Genomic DNA, 22,659 nt, shown 5'->3' on the forward strand with positions numbered 1-22,659 from the left:
CCTTGCCGCCATCAGCGCCGAAGCTCTTGTCGAGGCTGCCGTTGGGGTTCAGGCGCTGAACCACGATGTTGCGGGACTTCCCCGTGCTGGTGGACGACCCGACGACGATGATCTTGCCGTCTTTCTGCATCGCCACGGCCTCGGCCAGTTCGCTGCCAGCACCCAGGGACACACCCACCACACCGTCGGGCGTTCCGTCTTTGCCGCCATCGGCACCGAACATGGGATCCAAAGACCCCGGACCGGCGGGGCCCGCATGGCTGGCAAACGTCATGGCCGCCATGGCCAAGCTCGTCAGTGCTGTGCGTAGGCCGCGGGAGTGGGTGGGGTTGGGCAGGCTGGGATGGTAGGTAGGCATGGTTTGGATTTTTTCCACTGTGTAGCGATTTCGGTGCATACCGCACAGATCGGAGCAGAGGCCCCGCAACTGGCGGCACAGGCAGAAACGGAAGCTCTCTGAACCGAGCCACGAGTGGGCTAAGTTCAACTTTCCAACATTTCTGGCAGATTATTGGAGCATGCGATTAATGATAAATACATCTAAATTGATAAGATAAAGATATGAATTTGTCGTTTCGTCAGTTGCAAGCCTTCGTCCATGCCAGCCAGTGCGGTTCTTTTTCGGCTGCTGCCGATCTGATGGGGGTGTCGCAGCCTGCGCTCTCTCAGTTGATTCGACAGATGGAGGATGAACTGGGGCTGCCCCTCTTTCACCGCACCACACGCCGCATTTCTCTGACCGTTGCTGGCCGCGAAATTTTGGGGAAGGCGCAGCGCACCGTGCGCCAGATGGAAGACCTCAGCCGCCACGCAGAGGACTTGCACGCCGGGCTCCAGGGCACCCTGACCATTGCGGTGATTGCCTCGGTGGCCTGCAGTCTGTTTCCGCTGGTCTTGGCGCAATTCGACAGGTTGTGCCCGGGTGTGGCCCTGGTGTTTCAAGAGGAGCCCGCCTCGCTGCTGCTGGAGCGCGTGCGCCACGGCGATGTGGAACTCGGCTGGGGGTTGTACCCCACGGCCCACGAGGAGCTGGTCTTCGAGCCGCTGGGACGTGACCAGATGGTGGCGGCGATACACGCCGATCATCCGCTGGCATTGCGGGAATCCGTCACCTGGCGCGCCTTGCGTCAGCACAAGGTCATCTCAGCCTCACGCCAGTCTGGGGTGCGCATCTACTCCGACCGCGCGGCCCAGGCCGCCGGTGTGGAAATACGGCCGAGCTATCAGACAGGTTCGCTGTCGACCGCCATTGCCTTGGTGCGTAACGGCGTGGGTTGCGCGGTCTTGCCGGCACTGGCCTTGGACGGGATGAACCTGTCAGACATTGTGGTGCGCCCGATGGAGAAGCCAGGCGTTTGGCGCGAAATCGGCCTCGTTCAACGCCGAGGCTGGCCACTTTCTCCGTCAGCCAGCCTGTTCGCTGGCCTCATTCGCCAGGTTTCTCGGCCAACGGGTCGCACAGAAGTGCCTGTCACTCAAGGCGCTGCAGTGTCCGCGAGCCCATCGAGCGACCAGGCTGACGGGTTTGCCAGCCCCTGCCGATGATGCGAAGGTTCAACCACCCGGAGAGGTCATATCGTCCTTTTTCGTGTTGGACTGAATCTGCAGCAGGCGCCATTGTTGGTCCAGTCTGATGCGCAGTGCATCTGACCCCGCAGGCGCCACCGTCAACCCTTGCAGGGCCAGGGCTGCGGCGACCTTGGTTTGTTCGGTGCTGGCCCGAAGCGCGTGCTCCAGTTCGCGCATGAGGGATGGCTCCATGCCCGCGGGCCCAATCAGGAACACACATGTCACCGCTTCGAATCCAGGCAGCGTTTCCGACAGCGATGGCAACCCGGGAAGCTCGGTCAGTCGCGTCAGGCCGCTCGTCGCCAACAGCTGTGCGTCGCCCATGGAAACGGCGCTTAGGGCCGTCGACAGACTCACAAACGCCAGATCCACGCGCCCTGCAGCGAGGTCGGCCAGGACGGCCGCACCGCCCTTGTAAGGCACCGACAGCAGGTGCACACCGGCGGCCCGCTGGAACCGTTCAGCAGCCTGATGGCCGATGCTGCTTTGACCGGGTGTTGCCACGGTGTAGCGCCCAGGATGGTTGCGCAGCAGGGCAATCAGGGCTGGCACGTCGCGCACCTCCAAACCCGGTCTGGCAACCAGGACGTAAGGCAGTGCGCCCAGCGCCGCGATGGGGCTGAACGGGGGGAGCGAGCGCCGATCGGGCACCTGGAGCAGCAATGCAATCAGCACGCCAGTGTCGGCCAGCATCACCGCGTTGCCATCCGGTTTGCCTTGCAGCAGGGCATTGAGGGCCAGCAGGCCAGCCGCGCCAGGCTTGTTCTCGATCACCACCACTGTGCCAAGCTCCTGTGCGATGGCCGGGGCCAAAACGCGCAGCATGGCGTCACCACCACCACCCGCGGGATATCCGAGAAGAACTCGGAGGGGCTTTTGTGCTGACCGCCATTCCGTGACTGCACTGAGGCTATCGTCCCTGGCCGTTGTTGCTTGTGCCGTCGACAACAGCAACAGCAGCGCAACAATGGGCAAAAGCCTGTCAACAGCTATTTTTATTCTCATGAGCAAGGACCGCTTTTTGTAAGAGGGTTCTGCGCCGTTAAATGTCGCCCTCTTGGTCGATCGGCAACATTTCTGAGCACCGGTAGAGATGATCCGGGTGCCATGTATGTTTGGTATGTGCATCGGATTGATATTCTATATATTTATAGAATTATTTGTTTTATTATTGATATTGGCAATTTTGTGAATCACGAGCAGCCCGCTGTGACAACACTTCCTGACGTCGTGTCTAGGCACGGTTTTAAGCCCGTCGCTGTGCGTGCTTTTTCGCAAAGAATTTTCTCGGGTTCAAGTGGCGACTGCCTGCGTCGATGTCCACATGGGCGTGGATGCTCCAATGCGGCGTCTGGTTGTGACGTTTCAATAAGTTGTATCCGTGGTTCATCCAAATTGGGTTTGAGTGACTGGAAACCGCCACTAACCCAATCCCTCAAGGAACTCAACCGGATGCTTGCTGGACAGGTGTACGCCGATGAGCGCGACCAAAGCCAAGCCCGAGCAGGCCAAAGTGCGCATCCGGGCCAAGGTCGAACACCCGTTCCTGTTGATCAAGCGCCAGTTCGGGCATGTGAAGGTGTGTGCCACCGTGGGCTGGCCAAGCTTGCCTGAGGATGCAGGCTTTCTGGCCTTTGCTGGGTCTGGACTTCTTCATGTCAAGGCTGCCTTGTGGGCGATGCTCGCCTTCCGACTTGTTCAGGTTTAGTGGAAGACCTCACGAGATGGTCATACCTGACTATGCATCTCTTGTTTTTGCTTGAAAATCGATTTTGTTGATAAAAATACTATTGTTTTTAAGTTTTGAGATATTTCTATGATCAAGAGTGTGTTGACTCTTTGCCTCATGCTCTGGACGGCGGGTGCTTCTGGCAAGGAGCCGGTCTACTTGGGGCTGGATGCCGAGTTCGGACACAAAACCAGCACCTCGGCGCAGGCTGTGCTCCAGGGGATGGAGGTCGCTGTCGAGGAGATCAACCAAGCTGGTGGTGTGTTGGGGGGGCGACCGCTGGAGATCTTGGTCAGGGACAACCGCTCCATCACGGCCGTTGGGTTGGACAATTTGCGTGAACTCTCGCAGATCCCCGGGCTCGTGGCTGTTTTTGGCGGCAAGTTCAGTCCGATCTATATCGAGAGCCTGCCACTGGTTCATGAGCTGGGTATCCCGTTGATGGATCCATGGGGGTCTGCCGATCTGATCACCGATCACCACTACCGACCCAGCTTCACTTTCCGCCTTTCCATCAAGGATGCCTGGGTAGGGCCTGCTTTCGTTCGATTTGCCCGCGAGCACTACCGCGCCCAGCGGCTGGGCGTTTTGCTGCCCAACACAGCCTGGGGGCGCAGCAACAAAAGCGCGTTGGAAAATGCCGTGGCCTCCGCGAGTGTGCAGCTGGTGGGACACCATTGGTACAACTGGGGCGACGCCTCGTTGATCCAGTCGTACCAACAATTGCGCAACGCAGGTGCCCAAGTCATCGTGCTGATCGCGAACGAGACTGAAGGATCGGTGCTGGTGAAAGAGGTCGCGGCGCTGCCTGCCGAACAACGCTTGCCCATCCTCAGCCATTGGGGCGTGACCGGTGGGAACTTCCACAAGATGAGTGGTGATGCGTTGGGCAAGGTCGATTTTGCTGTAGTTCAGTCGTACAGTTTTTTGGGTCAGGATGGCCCGGCTGCCCGCCGAGTCTTGAATGCCTTGAAACGCCGATATGGGATTGCGTCTGCATCGTTCGTACAAAGCCCTGTGGGGGTGGCCCATGCGTACGATCTCACCCACCTTGTGGCCCGCGCTGTCAACAAGGCGGGAAGCACCGACAAGGTCAAAGTTCGTGATGCCCTGGAAACCTTGGGCTCGTATGATGGTTTGGTCCGGCGGTTGGGTGTGCCCTTCACGCGCACTCGTCATGATGCCTTGAGCAGCGATGTGCTGTTTTTTGCCCGATATGCCATGGATGGGCAATTGATCCCCATCACAAAATCAAAGAAAAAATAGATTCATGAACCTGTGGCCGGTTCGTTTGTCATTGACCGAAAGAATCCAAAGAGCTTCCTTCGCTTTGACGATGTTGATCATCGTGACCTTGGGGTCCGTTTTATTGGGGATGACCTTGCTGGAGATCCCCAAGGCGCAGATCCGTACGCATCAAAGTGGGGTCAGTGTCATCGGTGATGTGTTGACGAGTGATGTCAATGACGAGATCGAGGATCTCCGGAATTTGAGTAAAAGCCCACTGGTCTGGACCAGTCTCACCGACTCCGCAGGTCGAAACGCCTATCTCAAACCATTTCTGGAGTCTCGAGCGCGACCTCTGCATGGTTCATCGGCCATGCTGGTGGACTATCGAGCTCGTCCCATACTTGGGCAGCTCAGCTTCGATGTGGGGGCTCAAAAGCTCCATCAGTCCTTGCTGCTCAGCATCGGCGAGAACAAGCCGCGCGTCGAAATATTCCAGCGCGACAAGCACTTGTATCTGGTGCTTGTCTTCCCGGTGGTCTATCCCTACACCCAGGACGCCATCGGTGCATTGGCCGGCGCGATTGATCTGGGCGATCTGCTGCTGCAGAGAACCTCCAAGGTGGACCAAGACCATGGTCTGGGGCTGTTCCAAGCTGGCCGCGTACTCATGACTCAGCCCTCACGGGGTGACACGGAAAACTTCCCCGTGTCTTTTGATCTGCCCCTGAGTGAGGACGTGCGTGGAGGCCCCCTCACACTGCGGTTGTACGGCACAGACAACCCTTGGCTCGCGCCCGTGCTTTCGCGGGTGATCGCTTCCGCGGTGCTGGCGTTGTTGATGGGTGTATTGACCTGGAAGCTGTCCGGCTTGCTTGCGCAGCGCATCACCGGGCGCCTCAACGAACTTGTCGATCATTGCCAGGCGCTGTCTGAACATCATGGTCTTTTGTCCGGTGACGACTCCAACCGGGACGAAATTGACCTTCTTTCCAAAACCCTGCGAAAAACGCTGAAAGACTACGAGACTGTCAACACGCAACTGGAGTCGCTGGTCGATGTGCGCACCCGACAGCTTTCCGAAAGTGAGGAGCGCTTCCGAAACGCTATTGAAGCGCTCGATCAGCCCTTCGTGATTTTTGATCCTGACGACAAGTTGGTCTATTGCAACCAAGAGTTTCAGAATGAATATTCCTTGCTCAGCCATTTGATGGTTCCTGGCCAGTCCTTCGAGGCCATTTTGCGCGCCAAGATGAAACATGACCATCCAGATGTCAGTGCCAGTGAGCAGGAGAGTCTTGTCCGGGAGCGCCTCGCGGACCATATTTTTGGAGACGTCAGAATCGACACAACGGGCCCGGGTCGTTGGGTCAGGGACATCCAACGACGCACCAGCCGTGGGTATACCGTCGGATTGCGTTTGGATATTTCAGAATTGATCCTTGCAAAGCAGCAAGCAGAAGCAGCCAACGTGACCAAGAGTCAATTCCTGGCAACCATGAGTCATGAGTTGAGAACCCCCCTGAATGGCATTCTTGTTTCAGCCCAGTTGATGTTGTCCGACGAGGGGGATGGATCGGGTCAGCGTGACATGGCACAAGCGATTCTGGACTCGGGTGAAGGGCTGTTGAGCCTGTTGAACGATTTGCTGTTGTTCTCCAATGATGAAATTCACGCAACGGATTTTGTTCCCGAACCCGTCCAGATCGATGCATTTCTGTTGGAGGTGACATCCCGGTATCAGCGCTTGGCATTGAAGAATGGCCTGTCGCTTGATTTCGAGTGGACGGGCGCACGCCACCAGTGGTTTTTATTGGATCGTCATCACCTGACGCGCGCCTTGGAGAAGCTGCTGGACAACGCATTCAAATTCACCCACCAGGGAGGGGTGCGCGTCGAAGCGTCTGAGCGTGAGGATGCCCATGGCATGCGAACGCTGAAGTTCTCGGTGACCGACACCGGCATCGGCATTGACCATGGGCAGCAGGAAGGAGTGTTCAAGCCGTTTGTTCAGCTGGACCCGTCTTCGACCCGTCACTACGGCGGTGCGGGCATGGGTTTGTCTATTGTTTGGCGTTTGAGCGAGCGCATGGGGGGGACTTGCGGACTGGACAGCCTGCTGGGCCATGGAACCACTGCCTGGATTGAGGTCCCTGCGCGCTCGATCAATGCCTGATGCTGCTTTCGGTCCGCATTGTCAGCGCGACACAGCGTGGCTCCGGCTTCATTGAACCGCCATCACTGCATCCTGAGGAGGCGCAGCAGCCAGCTTTTTTTCTTTGTTGATCTCTCCGCGTGCCGCTCTGGCGGTCGGCGGGAATCCACACGAGGCTTGGTGGTGATCAGGCCTGGTTTTTCGGTGCGAGGCGTTTCCCGGACCAGAACCTGAGCATGTTTCTTTTGGAAAAGGCCCGGTGCATTGTCTGCTGGCGTCGTTGCGGAGGTGTTGGCCGCGCTCTTGAGGAGGTAGAGGGGTATCGCTGGTGCCTGCAACCTGGGACTGCCGGGTGTGTTCACCGGTGATCCCGAGTGGCGTACTGTTGCCCCCCTTGGTGCTGTGATGACCTCTCTGTTGGGCACACGATCGTCGGGGAGCGTGTCCACGGTCGTGTTCGGCGCATGTGCGGCTGATGCTGTCTTTGCCGGCTCTGAGCGTGGCCTTCCTGGTGGTGCCTGGTGCCAAACCTCACTGAGCCAATGGATGAGGGGTTCCCAGCTGGTGTTGTCGATGGGCTCACCCCTCGGCTCGTCGAAGACGCTGCTTCCCGTGTCGAGATGGCTTCGGTAGTTCGGACCGTCTGGTATCACGGTGAGCAGCGGGACGTCCCAGGTTCTTCCGTTCATTTGCCACTGCTCCATGCTTTCCTTGGGCCAGCGCATGCCGATTGCAGTGACCTTGCACCTGCCGCCGCGAACTTTGGGGTGCTGCGCCAACTCAGCGAGCAAGGGGAGCGATGCGTCCCGATCGAACATGGACGGACCGATGGGAACGACGATGGCGTCCACCAACACGATCAGCTTCGCCAGATCATGACCGTACAAGGCCCCTGGCGTATCCAGAACCACGTGAGTGGTGCCTGGAGGGGCTCTGAACACCTTGCCGTTGTCCAGCGCCCAGGTTGTGATTCTTGCGGCCTGGGGGCTTCTGCGCGATAGCCAGCTGCGCACGGACTGCTGTCGATCCACATCGCCCAGCATCACCCGCCAACCGTTGTGGGCACACCAGCCCGCGATGTTGGTAGACAAGGTGCTCTTGCCACTACCGCCTTTTCTGTTCACGACCGCGACAACTGGCATTGTTTCCCCAACTGGTTTCTGGCGCGTCGCAGGCTCGCCTGTGAGGCTTGCCGAGGTTCATGTGGCAAGGCGCTTCGGTCAGGCTGCACGGTTTCACCGGCATGTCCGCACCTGGAATCGATGAAGATATTTTCTGTCAAAAACGTTAAAAGCGATATGCCTGTCTGTTGAGGTGCTGGCTCTGATGTGAGTGTCATGCGAGAGATGGCGCGTCAGGAAGGCAGATGCGATGACCCTGGTCGAAGGTCGGTCGAGTGAACTCCGTGCGCCGACTCAGTGAGTCCCTGTCATTCATGCAAATGATAAGAGCTTCTGTTTTAATATTAAAAACAATAAAAATATCACTACAATCAGCATGCCAGTTTCTGGTGGACCGGATCACCCTGAATTCGCGCGAGCACTTTGTGGCGCTACAAAGGCCCTCTGAGTTGCGCGCAGATGAAAGGCACAGGCTGAGCTGCTTAGCGCAGACGCCTCGAGGACTCGCCGCGACAGGCGTCACCAAGCACCGTCTGCATGCTGGTGCAGCACCCATTTGTCATTTGTCATTTGTCATTTGTCACACCAGCCTGTTTGCTGTGAGGATCGGAATCCGTGCGTCGTTGGTCTGTTTCATGGGGTCGGGTTCTGCTCTGCATGTGCCGGCTGAGAGTGCGCGCGCTGACGACGGGCATCTTGTTGCTGTTGTTCCTGAGCGCTTCCGTCTGCTGGGCTCAAGATCCCCTCAAGGAGCGCGCGTGGTTCGAGGACGACACGGGTCAGCGTTCACTGGATGACGCCAGGCATCAGCCGTTCACCCCCTTCACCGGCCTGCTGAGCCGGGGGTTTGGTGATGCCCCGATCTGGGTCCGTCTGCTCATCGCACCCCGCGCAGTGCGAGAGTCCGAGCATGGGTCTCCCGAGGAATCCCTCATTTTGCGTATCACCCCCTCCCAGCTGGACGAAATCGAGCTCTTCGACCCACTCGACGCCAAACCCTTTCCACGACGCACCGGGGATCGCTTTGCATGGAGCGATGACGAGGCGCCATCGCTCTATTTCAGCTTTGTGGTGCCCCGCGGCGACACGGAACGGTATGTGTGGCTTCGTGTGAAGACCAGCAGCAGCCGTCTGATCGGTGTCGAGGCCCTGACTGTGGAGGGGTCGCGCCGGTACGACATGTTGATCGAAATGCTCAGCGGAGCGTACCTCGGCGTGCTCGTGTTGTTTCTGGGCTGGGCGTTGAACATCTACTTCAACGCACCTGAGCGGCTGCTCGGGCTGTTTGTGTTGAAACAGCTGGGTGCGGTGGTGTATGCGCTTTTTGTTCTGGGCTACATGCGTCTGCTCCTGGAAGGTGTGGTTCCTCCTCTCTGGGTGGACAGCCTTTCCAGCCTGTGTCTCATCATCTATTCGCTGGCGGCTCTGTGTTACCACCTGGTGTTTTTCAAGTTGCTGAAGCCGCCACCTTGGACCATCCGGCTGTTCACGGCCTTGATCCTGATGCCACCGGCGGCGTTGTATTTGCAGCTCTCTGGCCAGACCTTGAAAGCCATGATGTTGACCGTGGGCGTCCTGTTTGTGGCGTCCCTGCTGGGCATGCTCATGGCCCTGTTGAGTCGTTACCCGTCCACACCCGAAGCCCAGTCGACGCTGCTGGTGTCCAAGCGGTCGATGGTCGTGGCGCACCTGCTGCTGCTCGCTTCCGTCCTCGTGAGTGCGTTGCCCGTCCTGGGTCTCTTAGACGCACCCATGGTGGCCGTGTTCTTTCCGCTGTCTCACGCGCTGCTGTCGGGCCTCGTCATGATGTGGATCCTGCAGGTTCGAGCCCTCCGGCTGGCCCGTCGGCAGGCAAGTGCACAAGCCCAGTTTCAGGCCATGCATGAGACGATGAAGGTCGAGCGGTCTTTTCGGGAAGAGCAGCAGCATCTGCTGGCCATGCTGGCCCATGAGCTCAAGACTCCCTTGGCGGCCATCAGCATGCTCACCGGCAAGGCCAATCCCTCGCCAGTGACCATGAACAGCGTCAAGCTGGCGGTGAACGAGATGACCTTGATTGTGGACCGGTGCGTCCAGGCCGGACGCATGGACGATGCGCAACAGGTGCTTTGCAAGACACGGTTCGACCCCTTGGAGGTCTTGCAGCAACTCATCAAGGCCCGGCCCGTCAGTGAGCAGGTGGTGTGCCACGGCCGGGGCGGTGTGCTCCTGCATTCGGACGAACAGATGGTGCGCATGCTGCTGAGCAACCTGCTGGAAAACGCTTGCCGATATGGCCCGGCGGGAGAAGAGGTGCATGTGTGGTTGACCCCTTGCGCCGAAGACGGACGTGCGGGCGTTCGCATCTGTTTCGAGAACCAGCCCGGTCCTGCGGGGTGGCCGGATCCCAAGCGTGTGTTTTCCAAGTACTACCGAAGTCCCCATGCCCACCGGCAGACAGGCTCGGGTCTTGGGCTCTATCTCGTGGCAGGTTTTGCGAGTCGGCTCGGTGGACTGATCCGTTACGTACCGATCCCTCACAGCATCCGTTTTGAACTATGGCTCCCCCTTTGAACATCCTTGTGGTGGAAGACCACGATCTACTGCGACATGCCACTGTCGGCATGCTTTGCGAAAACGGACACAACGCCCAGGGCGTGTTTCGAGCAGAAGACGTTGACGAAGGCCATTCCCTGGCCCTGCCTGATCTGTACATCATCGATCTGAACTTGCCGGGGGAAGACGGCATCAGCCTGGCCAAACGCCTACGACGGGCGAGGCCTGGTGCGGGGATCGTGATCGTGTCCGCCCGAAGCGATCTGGGTGATCGTCTGACGGGCTACAAAACCGGCGCCGACATCTATCTCACCAAACCCTTTGATGCCGAGGAACTGCTGGCGGTGATCAATTCGATCGCTCTGCGCATCAAAGGGTCAGAGGACGAAGTGTCTTGCAAGCTCGACACCGTGCGGCTCACGCTTCACGGGCCCGAACGCGAAGTGTCGCTTTCACAATCCGAAGTGCGTCTGCTGGTCGGACTGTCGCAAGCCCGGGACCAGGTGCTGGGGCATGCCCTGGCCGCCAGCCATCTGCGGCTGGGGGACGATGCCACAAGCCGGGCGAACCTGAACGTCCGGCTGAGCCAGTTGAGAAAAAAAATGTCGCTGGCTGGCGCCGAAGAACCCACCATTCGCGCCGTCCGGGGGCACGGCTACAAGCTCTGTTTAAAGCTTCACCTGTCCTGAGGGGCGCGCTGGCCAGGCGAGCGCCTGTCGGGCTCACTTCCCCCAGCGCTTCCGGCACGGGCGAAGGTGCCGTCATCGAGCGCCAAGGGCCCTACCAGCTGCCCACCAGCCTCAGCAGCCATCGGTTCCGAGGAGCCTGTTCGGACTTCAGCTGATGGCTGACAACGAGATCGACGCCCAGATTCTGGCTGATCTTTGCCTGAAAGCCCAGGCCCATGGACGCGATCTTTTGCCAGCTGCCTTCGGCATACCCCTGACCCGAGTCCACAAAGGCACAGACCTCTCCCAGCGGTGAGCCCCCAAACGTGGTTCGATGTCGAAGTTCAAGCTGCAGCGCGCTGCCCTTGTCGCCGGTGACCGCACCCGCATCAAACCCGCGCACCGAGTCAGACCCGCCCAGCACAATGGGGTCTGCGTTGCTGCCCTGCCCGCTGGTGGCCAGTCGCGCCATGCCATTGACCCGTACATGCCAGCGGCCGCTGTCGTCCAGCGCCGTTTGAACCAGGGCCGACACGTCGACATGCTTGAACCGGCCGTCACCGCCCTTGCTGGTGGCGGCACTGGCCCGCAGGGTGGCTCGCTGCTGGCTGGTCTCATAGTCGAACGTGCTGGTCAGAGCCAACTTGTCCAGCCGGCGGTCGAGCAAGGTCTCGTTGGCCACGCTCGATCGTGAACGGGTGGTGCCCCAGCTGATGCCCGTTCCCATGACCCAGGGACTGCTCAGCACCCAGGTCCGGCCGAATTCCAGGGTCACGGCCGACGACTTTCCGTCGATGAAGAGATCTTGGGCCTCGGTCTCGGACCGCACGCGTGTGCGGGTGTCCGATGCGGAGCCGTTGATGCCGGCCCTCCAGCCCTTGACACCCCATGGCCATGAGGTGCCCCCCACCAGGGTGACGCCCTGCTGCGAACGCAACAGGGCCGCTTCCAGCTTGCCGCCTGTGGGGCTGAAGGGCGCCATGCGCCACCCCACAGCCAACAGGCCCGATGCGTCGGTGCTGGCGTTGGTGGTCTCTGCGAATGTCCAGAACTGGGATCGGGCACCTTCGATGACATCGATCGCCAGATCGCTGACGCCAAAGCGCTCTCCCGCGATGAACTCGGCGCTGGCGTACAGGTCGCTGGCCGCGTTGAAGCGTGCCAGACGGGACGTCAGCGCCTCATTGGTCACGACCTCATCCGTTGCCAGATCAAACCAGCGCTGCACCCATTCGGCGTCTCCATCCCCGGGGTTGCGCACCTTCACCCTGCCCAGGCGCCCCTCCACCAGCAGCACGCGAAGCACGCCGCTTTGCAGGTTTTGCTGGGGCAGCACCGGCGTGGCGGTCAGGATGCCCTTGGTGCGGTACAGGCCCGAGACCTCATTGAGCAAGGCCTGGATATCCGACGTCCGCAGGGAGCGTCCCAGGTAGCGTTGCCCGATGGCTCGAAGTTCCTCCGGGGACAGCAAGGCGGTCTGCGAAAACTGAACCTCCGTGAACGTCACGCTGGCCGCCGACTCCGGCGCCACAGCTTGCTGTGTTCTGGGCGCTGCCAACGGCGGCGTCGGCATGGCGGGGGCGGTTTGTTCCAGCCGGCGGAGATGGTCTTGCCGAACCACCGCCGGGTCAGGGTTCACGCCCTGGGCCGCTGCCTGGGCAATGGGCGTCAACAGGAAGAGGCCGGCGCACAGCCAGCGGGTTGTCTGCTTGTTCATGGATCAAGGGCTTGTGGGTGGAATGCGGTCGAAGAACACCACGACGGTGATCTGCTTGTCATCGCTTTCGTCTGCAGCGGTCCAGAGCGGTTCGAAGAGGTTCATGTCGTCGCTGCGTCGCACGCGGTTCTGGTTGGCCGCGCTGCCGTCGAAGCCGTCGATCGCCACCGCCAGCTTCCTGGCTGAAGCGATCGGAACACCGGTGAGGACGATCGCGTTGAACCGGTCTTCCAGCGCCTCCACGTCGAGGGCCCCGATGTTGAAGTTGCCCAGAAAGGTCATGCCTCCCAGCTTGTGCGCAGCGGCCAATCGGTTGGGTTGTCCAGCCGGGGTCTGACCACCGAGCTTGAGCTCGTTGTAGACCACGTTCACCTCGCTGTAGGGGTCCAGGGTGGAGGCCGGGCAAACCGTGCCGAGCGCGTAGAGGGAGGTCGAACTGTCCGCTGCATTCAGGGTCACAGGCACCGCGAAATCCAGGTCCTCTGCGGTGTCGGTCCCCAACAAGGCGTGGTCCATCAAGCCGTCCCGATTGCAGTCGCCCGGCCAGCGACCACGCACGCTGCGGTAGGCCTGGAGACTGGATTCCAGCACCCGGACATGGTTGATGAACTGGCTTTGCCGGTATTGATCGACCAAGCCTTGTGACGCGAGCGCCATGGCCATGAGCATGGCGATCAGCACCAGCGCCAAGGCCATTTCAATGAGCGAGAAGCCGCGCTGAGTGTGTTTCGGGCCGGGCATGGTGTGTGATCGCTGTGGGATCGCCCGTCGGGGGGCGTGCAGTCCGGGCATCAGTTGACTTTGATGGTTCGGCGCTGCACCCATGCGCGCTGGGTTTGCAGGTCGGCCCGCTGGGTGCTCAGGTCCATGAATCGCCAGTACGCGATCTGTGCTTCATCGCCGCGGCCCATGGCCTGGAGCGAGTGGCCCTGATTCAGCCAGAGTTCAGGCATGGCCGGATGGCTCTCAAGCGCCTTCGCCAGCGTGGCGATGGCGGCGGCGTGGTCACCGCGTTCTTGCTGGGCCACCGAGAGGTACAGGGGCACACGGGCGTGACCGGGGTTCTTCGCCTGCGCGCTACCGAGTGCCGCCAGTGCCTCGTCCCAGCGACCGAGACTCGACAGTGCAACCCCGGCGAGGTACCGCGTGCGCCAGTTCACACCGATCGTCCGCTCCAGCCTCAGCACGCCCTCCAGTGCCTGTTCGTGCTGGCCCTTGGCCAGCCGTTGTTCCACCGTGTCGAAATCGACATCAATGGCGCGAGCGGCAGGTGGGGCGGCCCGTGCGTCACCAGCGGCCGTGGCCACCGAGCGGCTCAGTTCCGGTGCCTCCACCGGGCCTTGGGGCACTCTGCTGGTCTCGGGCGTGCTGGGCGCTGCCTGCGAGGGGCCGCTGGCCACCTGGGGTGCCGCAGCAGACGTGGTCACCGGGCCAGGTTCCGCTGGACGCGATGGCGACATGGCGGCTTTGAGCACGGCGTCCGATGATGGGGCCGAAGGGCGGGCGTCTGTGCCGACCGCCTTCGCTGCTCGCGCCGGTGATGCTGGTGCTGGTGCTGGTGCTGGTGCTGGTGCTGGATTTGACGTTGCGGCTGGAGCAGGTGTCGTCGCTGTTGCAACTGCGACTGCAGGCCCTCTGGTGTCGGCCGCGGGACTGGTTCGCTCGGAGGCCACGGCCGAGATCCAGTGGGCGACACTGCCCCATTGCACCGCCGCGCCATGGACCTGCTTCAGCTCGGCCTGGGCCCGTTCCACATCCTCTGGGGCGGGCAGGACCAGCACCGTCCAGAGACTGGACTCCAAGCTGCCATTCCGCAGCATGAGCACTGGCAGTCGGTCTGACCAGCGCTGGTACAGCGCTTCGGCCTGTTCGAGGGGCTGTTGTTGCGCCACCTGGAGTGCCAGTGTGGCCGGTGACTCGCTGCGCAGCCCCGTCATCCACAACAATGCGGCTTCGTTCCGCAGGCCGCCTGCCCAGGCCTGGCCGGCCTGGTCCAGCCAGGGCGGGCGCGTGAACCCCGTGTCGCTGACCGGAACCGTGTCCTGCTCGCCCCCTGCGGCGAATGGCAGCGCTGCGGAAGGTGGGGTCGGGGGCACCACGGCAGGCGCGGTCGCCTGGCTGACGTCGCTGAGTGTGGGCGGGGCCGGTTCGGCACGGGTCAGTGGCTGCCAGTAGCCGGAAATGTGCCACCAGGCCAAGGCAGCCGCTGCGACGGTCAGCAACAGCGATCCCCAGCGTGGACCAGATCTCGGGGAGGACATCTGCAGGGTGTCGTTGGCCGGGATCGACATGCCCGCGAACGGACCCGTCACACCCCGTTGCTCGTCAATCTGCCGCAATGCCTTTTCAATGGCGCTCATTTCCAGACCTTTGCGAATTCATTGCACGCGTCCCAAACCATGGTCCAGGAGACCCGTCGGGTGTTGTGCGTGCTGGCCAGCAGCACGGCTCGTTCGCCCGCCAGGTTGATGCGCCGCGGCACGCCCTGGGTTCGCCAGTGCAACACCCACAGGGCCGCGGGGGTGAACGCAAAACGGCCGTCGGTGTGCGTGCGCGAGATGCGGTGGCGCACGTAGGCGTCACATTCCCCACGGCTCATCGGCCTCAGGCGCAGCCAGGCCCCGATGCGCTCGCGCAGCGGTCGCATGGCGCGCAGCGACAGGGTTCGTTCCAGTTCGGGCTGCCCCGCCAGCACCAGGCTGATCAACTTGACCTGTTCGGTTTCCAGGTTGGACAACAGGCGCAAGGCCTCCAGCGCCTCGGTGCTGAGCCGATGGGCCTCATCGACAATGATCACGTAGCGATGGCCCCGTGCCGCGCCCCGCAGAACGAGGTTGACCAGGGCATGGTGCAACGACGGCAGGTGCTCGTGGGCCGGCGGGTCTCCCCCATTGAACTCGGCATAAATTTCGCGCAGCAACGCCACCTGATCCAGCAGGGGGTTGATCAGGTAGGCAATCTTCACGTGCGTGGGCAAGGCCCGTATCAGGCACCGGATCAGAAGCGTTTTGCCCAGGCCGATCTCCGCGCTCAGCACCGCCAGCGCACCGTTCGTGCAGGCGTAGTACAGCTGGTTGTACGCGCTGACATACTGCGCACCCGGGAACGCCAGCGAGGTGTCGGGCGTGATCGAGAAGGGGATGCTGTTGAAGCCCAGCGTGGCGTAACAGCTCCCGAGGGTGTTGTCCTGGACCCCCACGCTATTGACCTGCCTGGATGGTCGGCGCCAGGAAAATCACCAGTTCCTTGCGCTTGCCTGCCTGGTAGGTGCTCTTGAAGGCATTGCCGAGCAAAGGCACGTCGCCCAGGCCCGGGACGCGCCGGTTGGTGTCACTGGTTTCCTCCTGGATCAAACCGCCCAGCAGCACCAGTTCACCGCTGCGAACCCGCACCAGCGTGCTGGCCTCGCTGACGTCAAGGATCGGGGCGCTGCTTTCCCCCGAAGGCGAGGCCGTGGTGCCCACCAGCCGGGTCACCGAAGGCGCGATGTTCAGCATGGCCCAGCCATCGGCGGAGATCTGGGGCGTCACCGTCAGCGCCACGCCCAGGTTCACACTGCGCGCCGCATCGTTCACCGTGTCCAGCACGCCGCCGCCGTTTTGTATCGTGCGGCTGGTGCTGCGGGAGAAGAAGGTCTCATCGGTACCCACCTTCACCCGGGCCGTCTGGTTGTTGAGGATGCGGATGCGGGGCTGGGACACCATGCGCACATCCCCCTGCTCGCGCAGTGCTTCGATCAGCGCCAGGTAGCTGTCGCCGTTGAAGCTCATCGCCATGGTGCTGGCCAGGGGCGAGACCGCCTGCGGCGCCGTGATCAGGGTGTTGAACGCCGTTCCCCCCCTGCTCGGGTTGCTGCGCAGACGGCTCCAGTCCAGCCCCAGGGCAAACGAGTCGCGCAGGGTCACCTCGACGATGCGCACCTCGATGTCGATCTGACGGTACATGCCATTGCGCATCAACTCGATGAAGCGCTGGGCGTCGTCCACCTTCGCCGGCAGGTCCGTGATCATGATCGTGCCGGTGAGCCGGTTGACCACCAAGCGGCCCTTGGGCGAGAGCAGCGACTTGATCTGGGCTTCCAGTTCGCCCCAGAACGCGCCCGATTCTTTGCCGTCGCCCGCACCGCCCGACGAGCGGATGTAGTCCACTTCAAACGTCCGGGTGACCGAAGACCGCACGCGGATGATGCCGCGCTCTTCGTCCCACGAGTAACCCATGCTGGAGAGCAGGATGTCAAACGCCTGGGACAGCGGCACATCCGTGAAATTCACGCTCACCGACCCCGTGACGTCCGGGTCGGCCAGGATGTTCAGGCCGTGCGCCTTGGCCAGCAAACCCAGCGCGTCGCGCAGCGGCAGGTCTTTGGCCTTGAACGAATACAGCGCGGGCTGGCCCGTGCCCTTGTCGGTGACACCGTCGAACGACGGCAGGCGTTGTTCGGCGGGGAGCGCGGCGGCGGAGGGCGGCAGCGCCGCCTGGGCGCGTTTGAGTTGTTCGTTCACCGGGCCATAGGCCGTGGGCGGAATGGCATCCGAGCCCGGCAGCGGTTTGGACAAAGGCGCGCAGGCGACCAGCAGGGAGAGCGCCGCAGCGACCGAGATCCGACGCACGAGCAAGGTGGGCGGAGGCGTCAGGCGGGTGGGATAAGTGGTATTCATCTTGGGGTCGGTCTTCATCGGTCGTTCAGGGGCACCCAGCGCTGATGGCCCATGGAGGTCTGCACGAACAGCACCCGGTCAGCCTCGATGTCGGCAATGCGGAAATCGCCCAGGCTTTCACCGATCACCATGGGCGTGCCGTTGATCTGGGCCAGTCGCTGGCGGCCGATCACCAGAATGGCGCTGACCTCGGGTGGCGGTTGTTCGGCGGCCAGTTGCACCACCTCGCTCTCCGCCATGGGCAGCAGCGCCTCCAGGCTCACCGGCACCGGACCGTCGCCGGGCGGAGGCGGCAGCGCCACACCCAGCGCGGGAGGGGCGTCCAGGCTCAGCACGGAGGGCATCACCAGCGGATCGGGCGAGGGCGCCAGGGCCGACAGGCCCCAGCCACCCAGTCCCAGCACCGGCACCAGAAGGAACGGGAGAAATGGCTTCATGGGCGGTCCAGCACCAGGATGTTGTCGCCCTTGATGCTCAGCTTGAGCGAACCGGTCGCGTTGCGTGTGGAGCGCTGTGTTTCCAGCGTCAGCGAGCGCAGGAAAAACTGGCCCTTGCCCACATGGTTGGCCCGCAGGATCTCGTTGAGTCGGTCGCCTTCATGGCCGGCGATCGTGGCGCTGGTGTCGATGGTTTCGTGGCGCAGCGCCTGGCCCGGTCGCCAGCCGATGCGCTCGATCAGCGTCGAGTACGTTTCGGCCCGGCCACGGCTTTCATCGAGCTTGGTCCGGGTCTCACCCAGCAGGGTCTGCTGGGCCTCCGCTGCCTGGCGAGCGGTGCGTCCGGTGGCTGCCATCAGAATGCCCGCCCCCAGAAGCGTGGACGACAGCACCAGCCAGGTGATGGTTTTGGCGTGAAAGGACAAGGACATGGGTGATTTCCTGTTCAGGGCAGTTGGGTCACGGCACAGGTGGGCACAACCCCGGTGTCCACCAAGGTGCCTGTGACACCTTCGGCAGAGACAGCGTGAAAGCCCGTGCACGACAGGGTGACGGTCTTGCCGCCTTCGCTGGCCGACAGGGCATCCAGGTTGAGCCAGCGGTTGATGCCCTGGTCGCCAGTCGGCAGGGGGGCTGTACCGGTGGGATCGACGAACAACCCCTCGCGGAACACGAGCGCGCTGCCCGAGGGGCTGATGAACGAAATGCGCAGCAGGCGGTGGGGCGCGTCGGTGGCGGTGTCGGTGCCAAAGGCGTCCAGGCACACCCCGTCTGTGGTGCTGCCGCTGCTCACATCGCCCGACATCAGGGCCGCGTCCGTGGGCTCGCTGTCCCATTCCGCGAGTTCCCAGCGCATCGTCAGGCGTTCACCGGTGCCGGTGGGCGGTGCCGAACCCACGTGGTTGGAAAACCGCACAAAAAGCTGGTTGGCCTTGCAGGCTTCGGCCGGCGCGGTGCACAGCCCGGCCTGGCGCAGGGTGTCGGCGAACTCGCCCAGCGAGACCGCTTGCACCAGGCCGCCGTAGTCGTTGTTGTCTGACTTGGGGTCGTCGACCGTGGGGGTGCGCGGGTTCTCGTAGATGCGGAAACCCCTCGTGGCCCCCAACGTTGGGTAGGACTGTGGCTCGGTGGCGAGATAGCCCCGGTCGGACAGCGAGGGGTCCAGGCCGCTGAGCCCCACTTGCTGGTACACCGTGTTTTGCCGGTCCAGCCGGCGCAGGGCGGGTGGCTGGCGCCGCACCACGGCAAACGCCACCGCCGACGAGTTGTCAAAGGCATCGTCGGTCGCGTCTGTCCCCGCGCCCGTGAACCCGGCATACCCCAGCGCACTGTCCCAGGAAAACCGGCTCTCGTAGCCGGTGGCCCAGATGCGGGGCAGCGTCAGGTTGATGTTCTCGCGCGCGTAGTTTGCCGTGCTGCCGGTCGTGTGCACCCGGATGCCCTGATCGATCGCCTGCAGCGTGTTCAGGTTGCGGCACAGCTGGCTGCGGTTCCCACCCGTGGACATCCTGGGGTTTTGGTCGGGGTCGAACTGGGTCACGATCGGATCGAACGACCAGACCCCTGAGGGGTTGTCGACCAGCGGATAAAAACCGGTGCCGACATCGCCTCGCAGCGCGGGCTGCACGTCGTACCAGTACGCGGTCTGCAGGGGCGAGACCGTGGGCACCCCCAGCAGGTGGCCGGGCAGGGCGCCGGGCCAGCCTGCGTTGAGCGTTGCCAGGGTGTCGCTCAGCTCGCTGTGACTGCTGGCGCTGGTCCCGTCAGAGGCGCCTTCCTCGAACTGGATCGGCGCGGGCAGTCCGCCTGCCACCACCGCCTGTTGCAACAGCGCTTCGCGTGCCTGCTGGAGTTGCAGGGTGTCCTGGCGACCACTTTCCAACTGGCCTTGCATGGTCCACAAGGGCACCAGCAGGGCCACGAGGCCCCCGATCACAAGCAACGCGATCGCCAGTTCCATCAGGAGAAAGCCGCGCTGGCGGCGTGTGGGCGTGTGGGTCATGGGTTCAGGCCCGCCGAGGCGCGGGCCGCCAGTTCGTACACCGGGCCCAGCAGCGTGGTGCCGATCAGCAACAGCAGCCCCGCGAGGATGAGCAGGATCAGCGGCTCGAACAGGCGCGAACCGGTTTCGATCTGCTGCTTGAGACGGGACGCGTAGTGTTCGCTCAGGCGAAAACCTTGCTGGTCCAGCGTGCCGGTGGTCTCGCCCAGCCGGATCAGGCTGAGCGCAAAGCGCTCGAACACGCCACTGCGCGCCAGTCCCTCGGACAGCGACTGCCCGCGCCCAGCGCCGAGCGCGATGCGGCCCAGGCGGCGCCCGAAATGGTGGTTCACGGGTTGTTCCACCAGCACAGTCAGGGTGCGGCTCAAGGTGAGGCCGGCCGCGTGCATGGCGCCCAGATTGCTGAAAAACGCGTGGTAGACCTGGCTGCGTTCCAGCCGTTTGAGCCCCGGCGCCCACCAGCGCACCGCGTGCCAGACCGGTCGAAGCGCGGGCTGCTGGGCCAGCGCCAGCAGCACCACCACCAGCGGCGCCAGCGCCAGCGGCAGCCACCAGCCGTTGTGCTGCAGCCAGTCCGTCGCGGCCAGCACGCGCTGGGTCGCCACGGGCAGCTCCACGTTCAGCGAATTGAACAGCGACGACATCTTGGGAATCACCACCAGCAGCCAGAACACGGTGCTCAGCAGCAAGATCACCAGCACGATCAAGGGGTAGATCAGCGAGCGCTGGATCGCCGAGCGCAGCTGGCGCATCTGTTCGTACTGCCCCGCGGCGTTGCTCAAGATGTCGCCCAGCCGGCCGGTCTCTTCGCCGACCACCACCAGGTTGGTGACCATGACCGGAAAGGCGCGCGTGTTCGTCAGTGCCTGGGCCAGCGTCTGGCCGCGTTCCACCGTGCGCTTGAGGCGCCCGCTGAGCATGCGCAAGCGCGCGGTCGAGGCGCTGCTCGACGCTTCGGCCAGCGCCAGCCGCAGATCGGCCCCCGCGCGCAGGTGTTGCCCCATCAGGTAACAGAACTCCGCCACCGCCCCCGGCTTCAGCGGCCGGAAAAACAGCGCGGTGTACCAGCCCGGCAGCGACCACACCCGGTACGCCTGCAGGCCCTGTGCCGCCAGGGTGTCCATCAGCTCGGCGAGGTCGGCGTGCTCGCCGGAGCCGCGCACGCTCGACCCTTCCGGGGTCATGGCCCGGTACCAGTAAATCTTCACGCCGACCCCTCGCCAAACACGCGGTCCAGCTCGGCCTCGTCCGTCACCCCGGCGTCCACCAGGCGCCGTGCCCAGCTGCGCATGGGCTGAAAGCCCCGGCTCAGCAAGCTGCGCCGGATCGCCGCTTCACCCGCTTGTTCGTCGATCAGGGTGCGCAGGCTGTCGTCGACCACCAGCACCTCGCCCACCGCCAGGCGCGAGCGGTAGCCGGTGCCGTTGCAGCGCTCGCAGCCCACGGCCGTGTAGCGCTGCGCGCCGGCGGACGCGCGGCAGTGGCTGCACAGGCGGCGCACCAGGCGCTGCGCGATCACGCCGCGCAGGGTTGACGACAACAGGTAGGCCGGCACCTCCAGGTCGCGCAGGCGCCCGATGGCGCCCACCGCATCGTTGGTGTGCAGCGAAGCGGGCACCAGGTGGCCCGTCTGCGCGGCACGCACCGCCATCGTGGCGGTTTCCGCGTCGCGGATCTCGCCCACCAGCATCACGTCCGGGTCCTGCCGCAGAAAACCCTTCACCGCGCTGGCGAAGGTCATGCCGGCCCGGTCGTTCAGACGCACCTGCCGCACCAGCGGCACGTGGTACTCCACCGGGTCTTCCACCGTCATGATGTTGCGCTCCAGCGCGTTGATCAGCCGCAGGCCCGCGTACAGCGAGGTGGTCTTGCCGCTGCCGGTGGGGCCTGTGGCCAGCACCAGGCCGTCCGGCGCGCGCATCAGGCGTTCGATCTGGGCCACCTGCTCAGGCCAGAAGCCACACTGGTCCAGCGGCAGCACGTCCCCGCGCAGCGACAAGATGCGCACCACCAGGTTTTCGCCGTGGGTGGTGGGCATCGACGAGACGCGCAGGTCAAACTGTTGCCCCGCCAGTGGCAGCGTGAAGCTGCCGTCCTGCGGGCGGCGCGATTCGGCGATGTCCATGCCCGCCTCGACCTTGATCGCCGAGGCCACCCGCCCGTGCAGCGACGAGGGCAGCACATGCTGCAGTTGCAGCACGCCATCGATCCGGTACGACACCATCAGCGCGAAGCCGCTCGGGCTGAAGTGCACGTCGCTCGCTCCGCGCTCCACGCCATCGGCCAGCGCCAGCTTCACCAGCCGCCCGCCGTCCAGGTCGCTGCCCACCCGCGCCAGCTCGCGTTCGAGCTCGGCCGCGCTCGGGTGCGTGGCGAAGTGGTAGGCCATTTCGATCGCGGCCGTCAGGGCCGCGCGCGGCGACACCAGCCACTGCACCTCGCCCGGCGCATGGCGGCGCAGGCGCTGCCGCGCATCGGCGTCGCCCGGGTCGGCGGTGGCGATCTGCAGCACGCCGTTGCGCAAGGCCACCGGCAACAAGCCGTGCTGGCGGGCAAACGCGAAAGGCACCCGCGCCAGCGCGGCCGAATCCACCTGGGCGGCGTCGGGCCACCAGGTGGCCACCTGATGCAGGCCGCTCAGCGCACGCGCGATGTCGGCGTCGCTGGTCATGCGCAGCAAACGCAGCACATGCGACACCGGCTCGTTCAGCGAGCGCGCCACGCGCCGGGCGTAGTCGGTCTGTTGCTGGTTCAGCCGCCCCATCTCGCCGAGCTGGGCGAGCAGCGCTTCGTCCGCGGGGGGCATGGGCCGGACGGTGCCGGTGGCGTGGGCGTTCATGT

Annotated in this window: 19 protein-coding genes; 6 read left to right on the forward strand and 13 right to left on the reverse strand. The window is 63.3% G+C overall.

The features are described from left to right. The coding region (locus tag IV088_RS07190; protein ID WP_291099766.1) for a delta-60 repeat domain-containing protein at positions 1-358 on the reverse strand (358 nt) is incomplete at its 3' end. A 203-nt stretch (positions 359-561) separates the two neighbouring features. Between IV088_RS07190 and IV088_RS07195 the strand changes: the two genes are divergently transcribed. Continuing rightward, the gene (locus tag IV088_RS07195; protein WP_291099768.1) at positions 562-1,545 is read left to right on the forward strand and encodes a LysR family transcriptional regulator; all 984 of its coding nucleotides are present in this window, start codon (positions 562-564) and stop codon (positions 1,543-1,545) included. Between the two features lie 9 nt (positions 1,546-1,554). Here IV088_RS07195 and IV088_RS07200 read toward each other — a convergent pair whose 3' ends face one another. Then, entirely contained in the window at positions 1,555-2,574 is a 1,020-nt protein-coding gene (locus IV088_RS07200; RefSeq protein WP_291099953.1) for a tripartite tricarboxylate transporter substrate binding protein, read from the reverse strand. Positions 2,575-3,046: 472 nt separating this feature from the next. Here IV088_RS07200 and IV088_RS07205 point away from each other — a divergent pair, with 472 nt between their 5' ends. The 3 genes from IV088_RS07205 (at position 3,047) to IV088_RS07215 (ending at position 6,701) form a co-directional block, all read left to right on the forward strand. Next, positions 3,047-3,277, forward strand: coding sequence for a hypothetical protein (locus IV088_RS07205; protein WP_291099956.1), 231 nt, complete (start codon positions 3,047-3,049; stop codon positions 3,275-3,277). A gap of 108 nt (positions 3,278-3,385) precedes the next feature. Then, on the forward strand, positions 3,386-4,564 hold the full coding sequence (locus IV088_RS07210; protein WP_291099772.1) for an ABC transporter substrate-binding protein: 1,179 nt from the start codon (positions 3,386-3,388) through the stop codon (positions 4,562-4,564). 4 nt (positions 4,565-4,568) lie between these two features. Then, complete coding sequence (locus IV088_RS07215; protein ID WP_291099774.1) at positions 4,569-6,701, forward strand: ATP-binding protein; 2,133 nt, start codon at positions 4,569-4,571, stop codon at positions 6,699-6,701. 62 nt (positions 6,702-6,763) lie between these two features. Here the strand turns inward: IV088_RS07215 and IV088_RS07220 are convergent, their stop codons facing one another. After that, the gene (locus tag IV088_RS07220; RefSeq protein ID WP_291099777.1) at positions 6,764-7,822 is read right to left on the reverse strand and encodes a ParA family protein; all 1,059 of its coding nucleotides are present in this window, start codon (positions 7,820-7,822) and stop codon (positions 6,764-6,766) included. Positions 7,823-8,497: 675 nt separating this feature from the next. On the opposite strand from IV088_RS07220, the gene IV088_RS07225 reads away from it, so the two are divergent. Further along, on the forward strand, positions 8,498-10,354 hold the full coding sequence (locus IV088_RS07225) for a 7TM-DISM domain-containing protein (protein WP_291099780.1): 1,857 nt from the start codon (positions 8,498-8,500) through the stop codon (positions 10,352-10,354). Further along, positions 10,351-11,025, forward strand: a complete 675-nt coding sequence (locus IV088_RS07230) for a response regulator transcription factor (RefSeq protein ID WP_291099782.1) — start codon at positions 10,351-10,353, stop codon at positions 11,023-11,025. Before IV088_RS07225 ends, IV088_RS07230 begins: the two co-directional genes overlap by 4 nt. Positions 11,026-11,116: 91 nt before the next feature. On the opposite strand, the gene IV088_RS07235 is transcribed toward IV088_RS07230, so the two are convergent. The 10 genes from IV088_RS07235 to IV088_RS07280 are packed head-to-tail and all read right to left on the reverse strand — an operon-like array spanning position 11,117 to position 22,657. Next, positions 11,117-12,721 carry a POTRA domain-containing protein gene (locus IV088_RS07235; RefSeq protein ID WP_291099784.1) on the reverse strand — a complete coding sequence of 535 codons (1,605 nt, stop codon included), beginning with the start codon at positions 12,719-12,721 and terminating at the stop codon, positions 11,117-11,119. Between the two features lie 3 nt (positions 12,722-12,724). Further along, on the reverse strand, positions 12,725-13,462 hold the full coding sequence (locus IV088_RS07240; protein WP_291099787.1) for a type II secretion system protein: 738 nt from the start codon (positions 13,460-13,462) through the stop codon (positions 12,725-12,727). Between the two features lie 50 nt (positions 13,463-13,512). Further along, positions 13,513-15,081 (reverse strand): tetratricopeptide repeat protein, encoded by a 1,569-nt coding sequence (locus tag IV088_RS07245; protein ID WP_291099790.1) that lies wholly within the window; start codon positions 15,079-15,081, stop codon positions 13,513-13,515. Next, positions 15,078-15,920, reverse strand: coding sequence for an AAA family ATPase (locus IV088_RS07250; protein ID WP_291099793.1), 843 nt, complete (start codon positions 15,918-15,920; stop codon positions 15,078-15,080). The genes IV088_RS07245 and IV088_RS07250 overlap by 4 nt, the downstream gene beginning before the upstream one ends. Position 15,921: 1 nt before the next feature. Next, positions 15,922-17,379 (reverse strand): secretin and TonB N-terminal domain-containing protein, encoded by a 1,458-nt coding sequence (locus IV088_RS07255; protein WP_291099796.1) that lies wholly within the window; start codon positions 17,377-17,379, stop codon positions 15,922-15,924. Positions 17,380-17,393: 14 nt separating this feature from the next. Then, positions 17,394-17,816, reverse strand: coding sequence for a hypothetical protein (locus IV088_RS07260; protein ID WP_291099799.1), 423 nt, complete (start codon positions 17,814-17,816; stop codon positions 17,394-17,396). Further along, positions 17,813-18,247 carry a hypothetical protein gene (locus IV088_RS07265; RefSeq protein WP_291099802.1) on the reverse strand — a complete coding sequence of 145 codons (435 nt, stop codon included), beginning with the start codon at positions 18,245-18,247 and terminating at the stop codon, positions 17,813-17,815. The genes IV088_RS07260 and IV088_RS07265 overlap by 4 nt, the downstream gene beginning before the upstream one ends. Positions 18,248-18,261: 14 nt before the next feature. Next, on the reverse strand, positions 18,262-19,818 hold the full coding sequence (locus IV088_RS07270) for a type II secretion system protein (RefSeq protein ID WP_291099804.1): 1,557 nt from the start codon (positions 19,816-19,818) through the stop codon (positions 18,262-18,264). Continuing rightward, a complete protein-coding gene (locus IV088_RS07275) occupies positions 19,815-21,026 on the reverse strand; it encodes a type II secretion system F family protein (protein ID WP_291099807.1) in 1,212 nt (403 codons plus the stop codon). Before IV088_RS07275 ends, IV088_RS07270 begins: the two co-directional genes overlap by 4 nt. After that, entirely contained in the window at positions 21,023-22,657 is a 1,635-nt protein-coding gene (locus IV088_RS07280) for a GspE/PulE family protein (protein WP_291099810.1), read from the reverse strand. The genes IV088_RS07275 and IV088_RS07280 overlap by 4 nt, the downstream gene beginning before the upstream one ends. Positions 22,658-22,659 lie beyond the last annotated feature (2 nt).

Origin of the sequence: Hydrogenophaga sp. (assembly GCF_018780075.1) — a bacterium.
Classification (GTDB): Bacteria; Pseudomonadota; Gammaproteobacteria; order Burkholderiales; family Burkholderiaceae_C; genus Hydrogenophaga.